This is a genomic window from Gayadomonas joobiniege G7 (assembly GCF_000300815.1).
GTDB lineage: Bacteria > Pseudomonadota > Gammaproteobacteria > Enterobacterales > Alteromonadaceae > Catenovulum > Catenovulum joobiniege.
In genome coordinates this window covers 893,229-907,514 of the sequence record NZ_AMRX01000006.1, presented here as the reverse complement: position 1 = coordinate 907,514, position 14,286 = coordinate 893,229, and the positions used below count along the sequence as shown (strand labels likewise).

Annotated in this window: 13 protein-coding genes; 2 read left to right on the top strand and 11 right to left on the bottom strand. The window is 41.3% G+C overall.

Annotated features, from left to right (window positions below):
- The first annotated feature begins 4 nt into the window (after window positions 1-4).
- Together C727_RS0111240 and C727_RS0111235 are read left to right on the top strand one after the other, a co-directional pair.
- The gene (locus C727_RS0111240) at window positions 5-1,594 is read left to right on the top strand and encodes a sulfatase family protein (protein WP_017445745.1); all 1,590 of its coding nucleotides are present in this window, start codon (window positions 5-7) and stop codon (window positions 1,592-1,594) included.
- 34 nt (window positions 1,595-1,628) lie between these two features.
- A complete protein-coding gene (locus tag C727_RS0111235; RefSeq protein WP_017445744.1) occupies window positions 1,629-4,004 on the top strand; it encodes a right-handed parallel beta-helix repeat-containing protein in 2,376 nt (791 codons plus the stop codon).
- A gap of 149 nt (window positions 4,005-4,153) precedes the next feature.
- On the opposite strand, the gene ttcA is transcribed toward C727_RS0111235, so the two are convergent.
- From ttcA to ccoN, 11 genes are all read right to left on the bottom strand, one after another.
- Window positions 4,154-5,077, bottom strand: a complete 924-nt coding sequence (ttcA, locus tag C727_RS18425; protein ID WP_017445743.1) for a tRNA 2-thiocytidine(32) synthetase TtcA — start codon at window positions 5,075-5,077, stop codon at window positions 4,154-4,156.
- Window positions 5,078-5,134: 57 nt separating this feature from the next.
- A complete protein-coding gene (gene uspE / locus C727_RS0111225) occupies window positions 5,135-6,082 on the bottom strand; it encodes a universal stress protein UspE (RefSeq protein WP_017445742.1) in 948 nt (315 codons plus the stop codon).
- Between the two features lie 2 nt (window positions 6,083-6,084).
- Window positions 6,085-6,804: a fumarate/nitrate reduction transcriptional regulator Fnr gene (fnr, locus tag C727_RS0111220; RefSeq protein ID WP_017445741.1), complete on the bottom strand. Its 720-nt coding sequence runs from the start codon at window positions 6,802-6,804 to the stop codon at window positions 6,085-6,087.
- Between the two features lie 64 nt (window positions 6,805-6,868).
- A complete protein-coding gene (locus C727_RS0111215) occupies window positions 6,869-7,522 on the bottom strand; it encodes a sulfite exporter TauE/SafE family protein (protein WP_017445740.1) in 654 nt (217 codons plus the stop codon).
- Window positions 7,515-7,691 (bottom strand): cbb3-type cytochrome oxidase assembly protein CcoS, encoded by a 177-nt coding sequence (ccoS, locus tag C727_RS0111210; protein WP_017445739.1) that lies wholly within the window; start codon window positions 7,689-7,691, stop codon window positions 7,515-7,517. Before ccoS ends, C727_RS0111215 begins: the two co-directional genes overlap by 8 nt.
- Window positions 7,688-10,048 (bottom strand): heavy metal translocating P-type ATPase, encoded by a 2,361-nt coding sequence (locus C727_RS0111205; protein WP_017445738.1) that lies wholly within the window; start codon window positions 10,046-10,048, stop codon window positions 7,688-7,690. Before C727_RS0111205 ends, ccoS begins: the two co-directional genes overlap by 4 nt.
- A complete protein-coding gene (locus C727_RS0111200) occupies window positions 10,048-10,542 on the bottom strand; it encodes a FixH family protein (protein ID WP_017445737.1) in 495 nt (164 codons plus the stop codon). The genes C727_RS0111205 and C727_RS0111200 overlap by 1 nt, the downstream gene beginning before the upstream one ends.
- A 92-nt stretch (window positions 10,543-10,634) precedes the next feature.
- Complete coding sequence (ccoP, locus tag C727_RS0111195; RefSeq protein WP_026052684.1) at window positions 10,635-11,597, bottom strand: cytochrome-c oxidase, cbb3-type subunit III; 963 nt, start codon at window positions 11,595-11,597, stop codon at window positions 10,635-10,637.
- Between the two features lie 10 nt (window positions 11,598-11,607).
- The gene (locus C727_RS0111190) at window positions 11,608-11,811 is read right to left on the bottom strand and encodes a CcoQ/FixQ family Cbb3-type cytochrome c oxidase assembly chaperone (protein ID WP_026052683.1); all 204 of its coding nucleotides are present in this window, start codon (window positions 11,809-11,811) and stop codon (window positions 11,608-11,610) included.
- A 1-nt stretch (window position 11,812) separates the two neighbouring features.
- On the bottom strand, window positions 11,813-12,421 hold the full coding sequence (ccoO, locus tag C727_RS0111185; protein WP_017445734.1) for a cytochrome-c oxidase, cbb3-type subunit II: 609 nt from the start codon (window positions 12,419-12,421) through the stop codon (window positions 11,813-11,815).
- A gap of 14 nt (window positions 12,422-12,435) precedes the next feature.
- Window positions 12,436-13,878 carry a cytochrome-c oxidase, cbb3-type subunit I gene (ccoN, locus tag C727_RS0111180; RefSeq protein ID WP_017445733.1) on the bottom strand — a complete coding sequence of 481 codons (1,443 nt, stop codon included), beginning with the start codon at window positions 13,876-13,878 and terminating at the stop codon, window positions 12,436-12,438.
- Between the last annotated feature and the right edge of the window lie 408 nt (window positions 13,879-14,286).

Sequence of the window (14,286 nt, the reverse complement as noted above, 5' to 3'; positions counted from 1 at the left end):
TTAGATGAGCTTATGTATCCGCCGAACACTGTTCACAAGTTTGCTACTTGTGCCACTGATAGCGCAAGCCTCTTTTTTAACTGACGCCCAAAAAACGCCTAATTTTGTATACATATTGTTTGACGATATGGGGTTAGGTGATATATCTGCATATAACCCTGAACATATCTCGGTAAGCACACCAAACATAGATGCGCTAGCCAACGGGGGAATGATGTTTACCAATGCACATACATCCTCCGCTGTGTGTAGTCCTACACGCTATGGTTTAATGATGGGAGAGCACCCTGCACGAGTAGGTTTGGCAGATCGAGTGCAAAAATCTCACGGCGACGTGTGGATTCAACGAACACAAAAAACCATAGCTAATGTGTTACAGGACGCTGGTTACATCACAGGATATGCCGGTAAGTGGCACCTGGGTTATAACGTATATGATGTGTCAGGTCAGCCAATTACCACCTCTGCACACTTACGGCAGAATGAACCAGACTGGAGCAAAGGGATCGTCGATGGGCCGTTTCACCGAGGGTTCGATTGGGCGTTTGGCCACACGGCTTCGGCAGATATCGCACCCTACAAGTATTTTTTAAATGATCGTTGGCTAAATTTAAACTCAGTATATAAGACTAAAAAAGACGGGCCAGGCAGGCCCGGATATATGGACCCCGATTGGGATTTTTTTCAGATCCAAAGGAAAATACAGCAGGGTGCCGTCGAGTTTATTACTGACGTTGTGCCAAAAAACAAGCCATTTTTTCTGTATGTGCCTTTGTCTGCCCCCCATAATCCAGTCGTCCCTCACCCAGACTTTCAAGGGAAAACTCTAACCCCTTATACTGACTATATTAAAGAAAGCGACGCTATCGTGGGGGCAATAGTGGCGGCGTTAAAAGAGCAAGGCTATTTTGACAATACTCTGATAATAATAACGAGCGACAACGGTGGTTTAACTAAAAATAACAAAGGTAGCAAACACATTTCTACTGGGGTTTTGAAACAAGCCACAATAAAAGGGCAAAAAACCACATCGTTCGAAGGAGGACATAGGGTTCCTTTTATTGCACACTGGGGTAATGGTAAAAAGTCGGGATCTGTTATTCAACCCGGAACCCTCACAAACGATTTGGTTAATTTACAAGATTTTTATCGCACGGCAGCGGCTATTGTGGGGCAACCCCTTGCCAATGAACAAGGGGTGGACAGTTGGAATATATTACCCATTCTGTTGGGAGATGGCACACCAAAGAGACTGCGAGAAGCAAATGTTAGCACTAGTTATACTGGACAATATATCATCGCCAAACAGTATTCAAACGGTGACGAATACAAGCTGATTTTTGGCACTGGTACAGGTGGCTGGGGCAATGCTGGCGTTGCGGTGGATCCGGATCAGGAATTTGAAAAGTTGCAACTTAACAAACTACAGCTGTTTAAGCTAGATACCGACCTGAGTGAACAATATAACTTGGCTGCGGATGGACTAACGCCGCGAGAAGAAAAAATAGTTAGGGACCTGCATCAACTTTTACGTGAGTATATCCGTTCAGGTAGAAGTAACATGCGCGACCCTGATTATGTAAGCCTTTTATAAATATTTAAATAATTTTTCACAGCGAGCAATGATTATGCGTTTTTGGATATTGTTTTTTTCTTTTGTTTTATCTTCCTGTGCACAGCATGGTTTGACAGGCAAAAGTGCCTCATCCGGTGATGAGGCAATTGTTCTTACCGCACACCCAGATGACAACAGCTTAAACAAAACCCTAAACCAAGCCAAAACCTTGTTGGCAAACAATAAAGCTGTCGAAATTCATTTAGCAGCAGGGACTTATTATTTAAGCGAACCTTTGTTGTTAGGTCCTGAATTTTCAGGGACCGAGCGTGCACCTTTTGTTATTAAAGCAGCAAAAGAGCAACAAGTTGTATTCAGTGGTGCCAAGGTGATCAACGCAAACTGGCAAAAACATAGTGCTCAATTGATGAAAACTAAACTCGATCTTGAGGATTTTGATCAATTGTACATTAATCATCAGCGCCAGCACCGTGCTAGATATCCAAACTTTAACCCTAATATTTCAATTTTTAACGGGTATGCGACCGACGCTATTGATCCGGCTCGGGTCGCGAAGTGGAAAAATCCGGTGGGTGGGATTTTACATGCTTTGCATCGTGCGCGGTGGGGAGGCATGCATTATGAAATTTCTGGTGTGGATAATTCAGGGAATGTTATTTTGACTGGCGGTTTTCAAAATAATCGCAGTTCTGGGCCTCATCGAATGTACCGCTATGTTGAGAACATATTTGAAGAGTTAGATGCGCCAAACGAGTGGTTTTATGATAAATCAACATCCACTCTATATTATTATCCACCCAAAGATTTGGATTTATCGACCGCACATTTAACTGTATCTCAGGCCGAGCACTTAATTGAAATAAAAGGCAGTGTTGAAGCGCCCGTTAAATATATAGAAATATCCGGCATTAGGTTTACTCAAACCAAACAAACCTTTATGAAAACTAAAGAGCCTCTATTGCGAAGTGACTGGACAATTTATCGCGGTGGTGCTGTGTTTATTGAAGGTTCAGAGCATGTAAAGATCACCAATAATGAGTTTACTCAGTTGGGGGGCAACGCAGTATTTGTAAATAATTACAACCGACATGTCTCTATCGCTAGCAATGAAATTTATGAAATAGGTGCGAACGCAATCAGTTTTATTGGAGATCCTTCTGCGGTGAGATCGGCTAGCTTTCGTTACGAAGAATATGTTGATATTGATAAAATGGATATGGCCGCTGGTCCTAAAAATAATAACTATCCAGCCGATTCTAACGCTCACGATAATCTGATTCACAATATAGGTTTAATTGAAAAACAAGTGGCTGGTATTCAAGTGCAAATGGCCGCCAATATAACCGCAAGCCACAATTCGATTTATGATGTGCCTCGCGCCGGCATTAATGTCGGAGAAGGCACTTGGGGTGGGCACATTTTTGAGTACAATGATGTGTTCAACACGGTATTAGAAACTAACGATCATGGTGCGTTTAACTCTTGGGGACGCGATCGATTTTGGCATCCAGATCGAGCTAAAGCTGAGCAAATTGCGAAAAATAATCCAGGTATGTACAAATTGGATGTATTAGAGCCGATAGTCATTCGCAATAATAGGTTTCAGTGTGCTCATGGTTGGGATATTGATTTAGATGACGGTTCATCAAACTACCGCATTTATAATAATGTTGGACTTAGCGGCGGACTTAAACTACGAGAAGGTTTTGACCGGGTCGTTACAAATAACATTATGATTAATAATGGTCTACACCCACATGTCTGGTTTGAAAATAGTCTGGATACGGTACGTAACAATATATTTTTTACAGCTCATAAACCCGCAAGAATGAAAATTAAACGGTGGGGAACTGAAATTGACTACAATTTATTTACCGACGCAGCCGCTTTAATACGCACACAGGAAAAATTCAAAACAGATAAAAATTCTGTAGCGGGCCGGCCCATGTTTATTGATCCTAGTCGCGGGGACTATCGTGTTGAATCATCTTCGCCCGCTTTAAGCATAGGATTTAAAAACTTCCCAATGGATCAATTTGGTGTGGTTAGCCCTAATTTAAAAGCTAAAGCAAAACAGCCAAGTTTTCCAAAATTATTTGTTAAATCAACTGAACGTGCGAATCGTTCAGCAAAAATATTTGAGGCTCATTTTAAATCAGTATCTAGCTTAGGTGAGCAATCTGCCCTAGGCTTGCCTGAAATAGCCGGTGCTTATGTTTATGCAACCACTCGTAAAGGCGTGCAACAAAATCCTAACTTGCTGATTGGCGACGTGGTCATATTTGCAAGTGTCAATGGGCGAAAGGTTAAAATAGATAATATCGAAGACCTGCAGTTGGCCTATAACAATACTAAAACAAACAAAGGTATAAAATTATATATTGTTCGTAACCAAGCCGAGCAAACTTTATATATTCATTATAAATAGGAAGTTGAAAAGGGTATTTGTTTGAAACCTAATATACGCCTACTTTTGCCCGAACTTTACATGATTTTGTAAAGCTCGGGCAAAATAGAGAATCTATTCATGCTTGATAAATGCCAAGCGATTGAGCTGCCGGTCAGCTGGAAACTATCTTAAACCACCTTTATCGCGATCTTGTCTTCGCTTTGCGGCGATTCGTCATCTGCGTATAAGTTGTTATCTAACGCGGGTGCTATCACAGTCACTGGATCAAATGCGGTATCGCCTTCGCCGTTATAGGTTTGCTGAGTTAGGCTTTTAAAGTCATATAAGCTGGTATCGGCGAGGTGCGAGCGAGAAACGTTCTGCACTGCATTAAACATGGTTTCTAAACGGCCAGGGTGCTGCTTATCCCAAGTTTGCAGCATTTCTTTAATCACTTTTCGCTGCAAGTTTTCTTGTGAGCCACATAAATTGCACGGGATGATCGGAAACTCTAAAATTTCAGAGTATTTTACAATGTCTTTTTCACGGCAATAGGCAAGCGGGCGGATCACTATATGTTCTTTATTGTCGCTGATCAGTTTAGGTGGCATGCCTTTTAGTTTGCCACCATAAAACATGTTTAAAAACAAGGTTTCTAAAATATCATCTCTGTGGTGACCCAAGGCAATTTTGGTAATGCCCAGTTCACTAGCGCTACGGTATAAAATGCCACGGCGTAAACGAGAACAAAGCGAACAAGTGGTTTTGCCTTCAGGAATTTTTTCTTTAACTATGCTATAGGTGTCTTCTTCAATAATCTTGTATTCAACACCGATTGACTCTAAATATTCAGGCAACACATGGGCTGGAAACCCAGGTTGTTTTTGATCTAAATTAACGGCAATTATGTCAAATTTAATCGGTGCCCGTTTTTGTAAAAAACGTAATATATCTAACATGGTATAACTGTCTTTACCACCGGATAAACACACCATAACTCTGTCGCCATCTTCAATCATATTAAAGTCTTCAATGGCTTTACCGACACATCGGCGTAAACGTTTTTGAAGTTTGTTGAAGTTGTATTTGCTTTTAGCCGTTAGGGTTTGCATAATGCGCCTCGTCAGATTTAGAGGCGCGGATTATAGCAAATTGAGTTTATTCGGCAATCATTCGTGATATTTGTCTGGCAGTTTAACCGGCGATACAAAGCCATAAGGTTTTAAAGCCAGTACGTCACAATTAATACCTTCTAATAAATGTTCTGCTGTATTGCCTAATAGCGCTGCAGAAATGCCAGAGCGGCCAACCGTGCCCATTATGACCAGTTCAGCATCTGTTTCTTTAGCAATATCTAAAATTGAATCTTCAGGTAGGCCTTCGGTTAAAATACAGTTTTCATGTGCAATATTGTGTTTATCAGCCTGTTTATGAATCGCATTCAGATGGTGCGATTTAATGGCATCACGGTAGCTGGTTGGATCAAACTCGGGAATTTCCACGGCTAAATTAACCGGCGTGCCAGGAAAACAATTTAAAAGCTTAAGGTTTGCATCCACTAAGCTTTGCATAAATTGACCCGTTTTAATAATTTGCTCGTTTAAATCCTGATGGTGTGTTTCTTCGTTAGCGGCATTGATGGCAGCTAAAATGGTGCCTTGTGGTGGCCAATCATGTTCTTTAACTAAAAGCAGAGGGCAGGGACATTTTCGAATCAAATGCCAATCCGTTGGTGTAAAAATGACAGAGCGTAACGTTGAGTGCTCATGCGTGGCTTTGACCACCAAATCATAATTAGTCTCTAAAACTTGTTGGATAATGCACTCAAACGGCCGGCTATGCCAAATCACTTTAGTATGTAGCTGTGAGACTTGCTCCAGATAAGGTTCTATTTGTGCTTCTAACCATTGCGTGCGTTCTTCAATCATACAGCGTCGCATTAATTCACGTTCATCTGGCGACAGCATAGTGGTCATTTCGTAAGAAAAATCATAAACCACTAAAAATGCTGTCATTGAAGCATTTGACAATCGAGCTAACTCTACTGCACGTTTTAACGACTTTTGCTGTTCGTCGGCGGGATCTATGACGGCCAGAATTCGATTAAGGCGGTTCATGGTTACCTCACTTCTGCTAATTCTTCGAGTTTGTCAAAGTTTAGTATAGTAATAAATTTGCCATTTACCTCAATATATTGGTTTTTATGAAAGCGGCTTAATAAACGACTGACGGTCTCCACTGTAAGGCCTAAATAATTACCGATTTCTGACCGTGTCATGCTTAATCTAAACTGGCTGGCTGATAGGCCTCGCTCTTTGTAACAGTTAGATAAGCGCATGACAAAAGTTGCAATACGTTCTTCGGCCGTTTTTTTATTGAGTAAGTAGATCATTTCTTGTTCTAGATTTATCTCACCACTCATTAACCGCATGACTTGTTGGCGCAGTTTAGGCAAGGTAACAGATAACTTATCCATGGTCTGGTAAGGGATTTTACAGATCATCGAAGTTTCTAACGCGATTGAAGAGGTACGGTGTTTTTGATCGCCAATGCCATCAAAACCTATGATATCACCGGGCAAATGAAATGAAGTGATTTGCTCGTCACCCTGTTTTGAAAGCGTAAATGACTTTAGCGAGCCGGAGCGTACGGCATACAGTGCAGTAAATTCGTCACCCGTACTAATTAATTTTTCGCCTTTATGTAGCGGAGTTTCACGTTCAATTATTCCATCCAGTTGGTTCAATTCTGCGTTATTAAGCGAAAATGGCAAACACATTTGGCTCAGGCTGCAATTTTGGCAGGTGACTGCATGGCTAAAGCTTGCAACATGTTTCATGAGCATTCGAATCCTTTTAAAAACGTTAGCTGATACCCTACCTATTTGTGTAGGTAAGTGCAAGTTAAGTGGCTAGAGTCATCATAACCGCTTGATAAAAGTTGAAAATACCATAGCTTAACAATAACAATGCCAAAATAAATCGGCTGCTGCTTTTATTTAAAAATAAATTCATCTGGTGGCCAAGTGAAGCCGATAAAAAAAGCGCAGGCCAAGTACCTAAACCAAAAAATAACATGATCAGCGCACCTTTAAGTGCATCGCCAGACGCTGTAGCAAAGGTTAATACGCTATAAACTAGGCCACATGGCAACCATCCCCACAAGATGCCTGCAAAAAATCTTGCATACCAGGCTTTATTTAACAACGCCTGGTTTGCGTAAGGACTCATTTTTTTCCAAATGGGGGCAAATAAGTGTTCGAGTTTAACAAGACTCATATTCCAGCGACCTAGGTAACAGGCCAATAAAACCAGGAGTACGGCGGCTAAAAATTTTAAAATTATAAGTAGCGGAGAAAACGCCTGACTAAAGGTTTGGCTAAGCAGGGCAAAAATAAACCCAGCACAGGCATAACTGAATATGCGGCCGCTATGATAACTGAGCAGATAAAACCAGTGTTTTTGGAGTCCAGTGGCAATAGATAAACCACCACACATGGCAATACAATGTCCTGCACCCGTTAAACCCAATATAAATGCGGTTATATAATCACTCATTATTTGGGTCGGATTTTTTTTGTTTAGATTCGTCCTCGTCAAACAAAATGCTATGACCTTGACGGTCTAAGTCTTCAAATTGATTTTTTTTAACAGCCCAAAAAAATACGCCAATCGCAACCAGTACTAAAATAATAGCGATTGGAATTAATACATAAATGATGCTCATGACCTTAATAGCCTCATAGAGTTTGAAACAACAATTAACGAGCTCACCGACATACCCAACGCTGCCATCCAAGGGGTTAAAATTCCGGCCACTGCCAACGGCACTGCGGTTAAATTATACAATAGCGCCCAAGTATAATTTTGATTAACGATTTGATTAAAGTGCCGTGATTTTTTGATGAGATTAGTCAGTGCTGAGATATTTGAATTTAAAAATACCACATCTGCTTTGTAACGAGTGAGGTCTGCACCTTCGTGCATTACAATACTTACATCTGCAGCCGCTAATACTGGTGCATCATTGACCCCATCACCTAACATGGTAACAATTTTTTGGTTATTTTGTAATGCTTGCAAAAACCGCACTTTTTCATTGGCACTTAATCCTTGATAATAACCGGTTTGCAGCGTTTTGGCAGTTTGTTGAACGCGTAAGCTACTATCACCACTTAAAATATAACTTGGTTTGTCGAGTGATTTTAACGTGGCAGGGGCATCATCTTTTAATTCGTCTGTTAATACAAGTGCCGCACATGGCTTACCGTTTATAATGACAAAAATCTGAGCGTCAGGATATTGTCTGTGTATTGACTCTGGCAACAAACTTCGAGCGCCGACGATGACTTGATAGCCGTCAACTTTGGCTGTTAAGCCAACTGAAGGTAAGACGGTAAAGTTTTCAACCTGATGGGTGTGAGCAATATCACTAAATGCACTGGCTAGCGGGTGACTGCTTTGCTGCTCTATTGCCGCAGTTAAACTTAGGATTTGCGATGTGTTCATTGTTTTATCTAGCCAATACAACTGATGAATTTTAAAGCGGCCGTTGGTGAGGGTGCCCGTTTTATCAAAAGCAAAAAAATCACTTTTATCAATCAGTTCGAGCGCTCGACTGTGTTGTAATAAAATAGCCGATTTTTTTAGCGCAGCTGCGCTTGCCGAGACCGCCGTCGGTAACGCTAACGAAAGGGCACAAGGGCAGGTAGCAACTAACACAGCAACTGCATACCATAAGCCATTTTCGCCTGCCAATGTCCAGCCGACATAAGTGAGAACGGACAAAAGCAATACCATAAGGGTTGCTTGACGAGCAATCTTATCGGCACTTTGATAAATCGGGTTTTGACTTTGCTGTAAAGTTTCTTGGTGATGCGCTAATTGACTTAAACTAGTGGCAGCACCGCTTGCCGTTACACTAATTTTAACTGAATGTTCTGCTGGTATGCTGCCTGCAAACACTGTATCGCCAGCGATTTTGTTGACAGGGATACTTTCGCCGCTGATGACTGACTCTTCAAATAAAGCCGCGTCGTTCAATAAAATACCATCGGCTGGTACTGTCTGCCCTGGTTGTACTTGAATGATTTCACCGACTTTTAATTGATTTGCATGGCAGACTTCAAGCTGATTTTGCTGGTTAAATCTGAACGCGACCAAAGGTAAAATTTTTAATAAATTTGCTGATAAACTGACTGCTTTCATTTTTACCAAATGTTCTAAATAGCGACTGCTGAGCAGCAAAAAAACAAACATACTGGCCGATTCAAAATAAACTTCGCCAGAGCGGCTAAAGGTTGCATAAGCACTGGCGATGTATGTAGTCATAACCGCAAATACGACTGGTACATCCATATTCAATTGGCGATTTTTTAATGCTTTAAATGCGGATATATGAAGAGGTTTAGCACTATAAAAAACCACAGGGGTCGCTAACAATAAACTCAACCATCTAAAGTATTCGTTAAATTCACTTTCGACCACACCAAAATATAAAGCAAACGCAAGCATCATGACTTGCATCGTAAATAAACCAGCCACAGCAAGCTGTTTTAGGTAGCCTTTGGCTTGCTGTTTGAATTTTATTTCTTGTTCGCTAATTTTAAATGGTGCGGCTTGGTAGCCGATTTGACGTATTGCCGCAAAGATTTGACTGAGTTTACACTGTTCGGTATGCCAACTGATTTGAGCGCGTTGATTGACAAGATTAACTGTGACCGCCTCAATACCTGTTAGGCTATTTTTTAAATGGGCTTCGATCAGCCAAGCACAGGCAGCACAATGCATCCCTTGCAGACTGATGTCTGCGGTGTAAGTTTGCCCACTTTGGCTAACAAACGCTTGCTGGATTGCTGGGTTGTCATAGGCTAATTCTAGTTCGCTAAGTTGAGTAAGGTCGTCCGGTTGAGTTGCAGTGTTTTCTCTAAATTTGTAATACTGACTTAAACCACCTTGGATGATCACTTCAGCGACGGCCTGACAACCGAGACAACAGACAGGTTTTTTTTGCCCTTGAAAGTTGATGGTTAAGTCAACATCTACCGGAATTGGCAGATCACAATGAAAGCACTTTGTTTGCATTAAGGTTTAATTAAAATTTTATCCGAATAGGGTAAATAAACATTTTTTTGCAGTTTCCAGCTTTTGTCATGTGACTCGAATGTTAATTGCCATTTTCCATCAATGGCGTGATCAAAACTGGCAGAATATTTACCATCAGCACGCTGGGTTGCTATCACTTTAAAGTCTTTTTCAGACTGCGTTGAGTGATAAAAAGAAATAAATAAACTAGGAACTTCTTTCAATTTCCGGTTATGGTTTAGCTCTAATACAATATTATCACTGTTTATTTGGGCAAAAATAACTATGTTGTATTCGGCTGCTAAATCTTCCCGATCAAATTCCTGATTGATGGCTTTACCTTTTTTGTAATAATCATCAACCACCATGTCTACTTTATACTCGTTATAAATATTCAGGCGGACAACTGCAACCAGCATAGGCACTACAATGATGGTAATTAACACCCATGGCCAAGGTTCTTTGTACCAAGGGCGAAAAGCAGAATCTGTCATAGTGGGGGGTAAACTCTTTTAAAAAACACGGCCTCATAATAACAAAAAACCAGCACATAAGCGCTGGTTTTTTAATGAAATAATGGCGTTGTTTATTTGTTTGATAAACTATAAACGTAGGCACTAATTAAGTGAACCTTATCTTCACCTAAGATGTCTTTCCAAGCTGGCATTACACCGTTACGACCATGTTGTAACGTTTCTGTGATTGCACGCTCTGAGCCACCATATAACCAAATATCATCGGTTAGATTAGGAGCTCCAAAAGGCAAGTTGTGCGCTAGGCTGCCTTTACCATCAGCACCGTGACATGCAGCACAGGCACCAAATTTAGCTTTACCGGCCTGCACTAAAGCTGGATCTGCATCACGACCACTTAAGCTTATCACATAAGCAACAACCTCTTTAATGCCTTGTTCGCCTAAAGAAGCTTGCCAGGCTGGCATCGCTGCTTTACGACCTAACAATAAGGTTTCTTTTATTTTTGCTGGGCTGCCGCCGTATAACCAATCATCATCGGTTAAGTTTGGAAAACCAACACCACCGCGTGCATCAGAGCCATGACACTGAGAGCAGTTTTGCAAAAATAGACGTTGTCCAATTTCCAATGCTTCTTCGTTATTAGCGAGCGCGTGAATATCTTGTTGTGCATATTGTTGGAAGATAGGACCAAACTTTTCGTCCGCACGACGCAACTCAGCATCATATTCTACGTGGTAACCCTCGGCTTCGGCTTGCTCGCGGGCTTCTTTCGATTCTGCTAAGGTCGTGATCCCTTGATTAGAACTTTTCCAGCCTAAAAAGCCTTCGTAGTTACCTAAACCAGGGTAAGCCAATAAATAATAAGCCGCCCATACAGCAGTGATCCAAAACATTTTGGTCCACCAAGCCGGTAGTGGGTTGTTTAACTCTTCAATACCGTCGAATTCGTGGCCCATTGATTTGCCTTCTTCAACGCCGGTATAGTTTTTCATGTTCCAGTAAAGCAGGGAAAATACCAGAACCAATGTTAATATGGATAGTATAGCTACCCATAAGCTCCAAAAGGTACTCATGCTGAATCCTCTAATCTTTGTGAGCTTGCTGCTCGTTGTCTTGAGCGCTACGCTCTTTTTTTCGGCTTTCTTTTAACTCATCTTCTTCAAAGATTGAGTTGGCCGCTTTATCAAAACGCTTTTTACTGTGCTTACTGTAGGCCCACCAAATGATGCCTGCAAAAACAAGCAACATTATTATGGTGTATATGCCTCTGTAGGTACCGTAATCCATATTATTTCAATGCCGTGCCAAGAGTTTGCAGGTACGCAATTAAGGCGTCCATCTCGGTTTTGCCACGAACACTGGCTTGTGCCTGGTCAATGTCTTCTTGCGTATAAGGCACACCGTAATAGTCTCGGAATACCGCAAGTTTTTTGGCGGTTAATTCACCGTCTAAAACATTTTCTTCCAACCAAGGGAAACCAGGCATATTAGATTCAGGTACAACGTTTCTTGGATTGATTAGATGAACTCTATGCCATTCGTCAGAATAACGTCCACCGACACGTGCTAGATCAGGACCAGTTCGTTTTGAACCCCATAAAAATGGGTGTTCCCAAACCGACTCACCAGCCACCGAGTAGTGACCATAGCGCTCTGTTTCGGCACGAAAAGGGCGGATCATCTGACTGTGACAGCCAACACAGCCTTCACGGATGTATATATCACGGCCTTCCATTTCAAGCGCTGTGTAAGGTTTTAACCCTTTCACTGGTTCTGTTGTATCTTTCATAAACATCAGCGGCGTGATCTCAACTAGCGTACCAAAGCTAATTGCGATGATGGCAAGAATAGCCATCAAACCGATATTTTTTTCTACAATTTCGTGTTTATTCGCCATTTTATCTAATTCTCCTAGGCTGTCGCCTGTGCGCTTTGAGCTGGTACTTCAGCTTTTGCGGCATCTTTTGAACGAATGGTTTTAATTGTATTGTACAACATGATGATCATACCGGTAACGACACATAGACCACCGATCCAACGAATAGTATGGTAGGGGTAGGTTGCCGCAACAACTTCAACAAAACTGTAAGTCAAAGTACCGTCAGCGTTAACGGAACGCCACATCATGCCTTGCATAACACCAGAAATCCACATAGCAACAATGTATAAAACAACACCAATAGTTGCTAACCAGAAGTGCACGTTAATCAGTTTAACGCTGTACATTTTTTCTTTACCAAATGCACGTGGTATTAAGTGATACAAAGAACCGATAGAAATCATAGCCACCCAACCTAATGCACCTGAGTGAACGTGACCAACAGTCCAGTCAGTGTAGTGAGATAAAGCGTTTACCGATTTAATTGCCATCATTGGACCTTCGAACGTTGACATCCCGTAGAATGACAGCGAGACAATCATAAAGCGTAAAATCGGATCAGTACGTAGTTTATGCCAAGCCCCTGAAAGGGTCATAATACCGTTGATCATCCCGCCCCATGAAGGTACGAATAATACGATTGACATCACCATACCTAACGACTGAGTCCAATCAGGCAGAGCAGTGTAGTGTAAGTGGTGCGGACCCGCCCAAATATACAATGAGATGAGTGCCCAGAAGTGAACAACAGATAAGCGGTAAGAATAAACCGGACGGCCTGCTTGTTTTGGTACAAAATAATACATCATACCAAGGAAACCAGCCGTTAAGAAAAAGCCTACTGCGTTGTGTCCGTACCACCATTGCATCATAGCGTCGACAGCACCGGCATAAATAGAATAAGACTTGGTTAAGCTGACTGGGATCGCCATACTGTTACCAATGTGCAAACAGGCTACGGTTAAGATAAAACCACCATAAAACCAGTTGGCAACATAAATGTGTGAGGTTGCTCGTTTAACAATAGTGCCAAAAAAGACGATGGCATAAGCGATCCAAACTAATGCAATTAACACATCAATCGGCCACTCAAGTTCAGCATACTCTTTTGATGAAGTCATACCTAGTGGCAAAGTAATAATCGCACTGACGATCACAGCTTGCCAACCCCAAAACGTAAAGTTAGCAATTTTGTCACTAAATAATCTAACTTGACAGGTACGCTGCACAACCCAGTATGAAGTTGCAAATAACGCACACCCACCAAATGCGAAAATTACCGCATTAGTATGCAAAGGACGGAGTCTGGAATAAGTAAACCAGGGCGTATCAAAGTTGAGTTCCGGCCAGACTAACTGGGCTGCAATAACAACACCAGCAGACATTCCGACCAGACCCCAAACAACAGCCATAAAGGCAAATTTTTTGACTATGTCAAAGTTATAGTTAGGAGTTGCAGAACTTGTTGCGCTCATTTTGTATCTTCCAAAGTTCTATAGCGTAAAACGAATATTTAAGGTAGCTCAGACCAAATCATTTTTATTAAATTTTAAAAACAATCATTTAGTTTGAGTCTTTAGGTCAGCATCAAAAATCCCAATGTGACCAAAATCGTGCAAATTGTATGGCTTTTGAAGTCAAAAATACAGTCGACTTTTAAAAAAACATGATTTAAGTCAAGATCAAGGCCCAAACCTCCGTATTTGAACTGCTCTGAAAGACCAGGTTGAATATTAATTGTACACAGCTGCAAATTCATTCCGTTTTAAGCAAGCTTATAAAGTTTGTTAACAGACAATTGCTTAGCAATTAAATCCATGAATGGTTAAATTTAATGCAGGGTAAACGTTTTACTTTTATCTTTTTTTAGATTATTCTTAGCC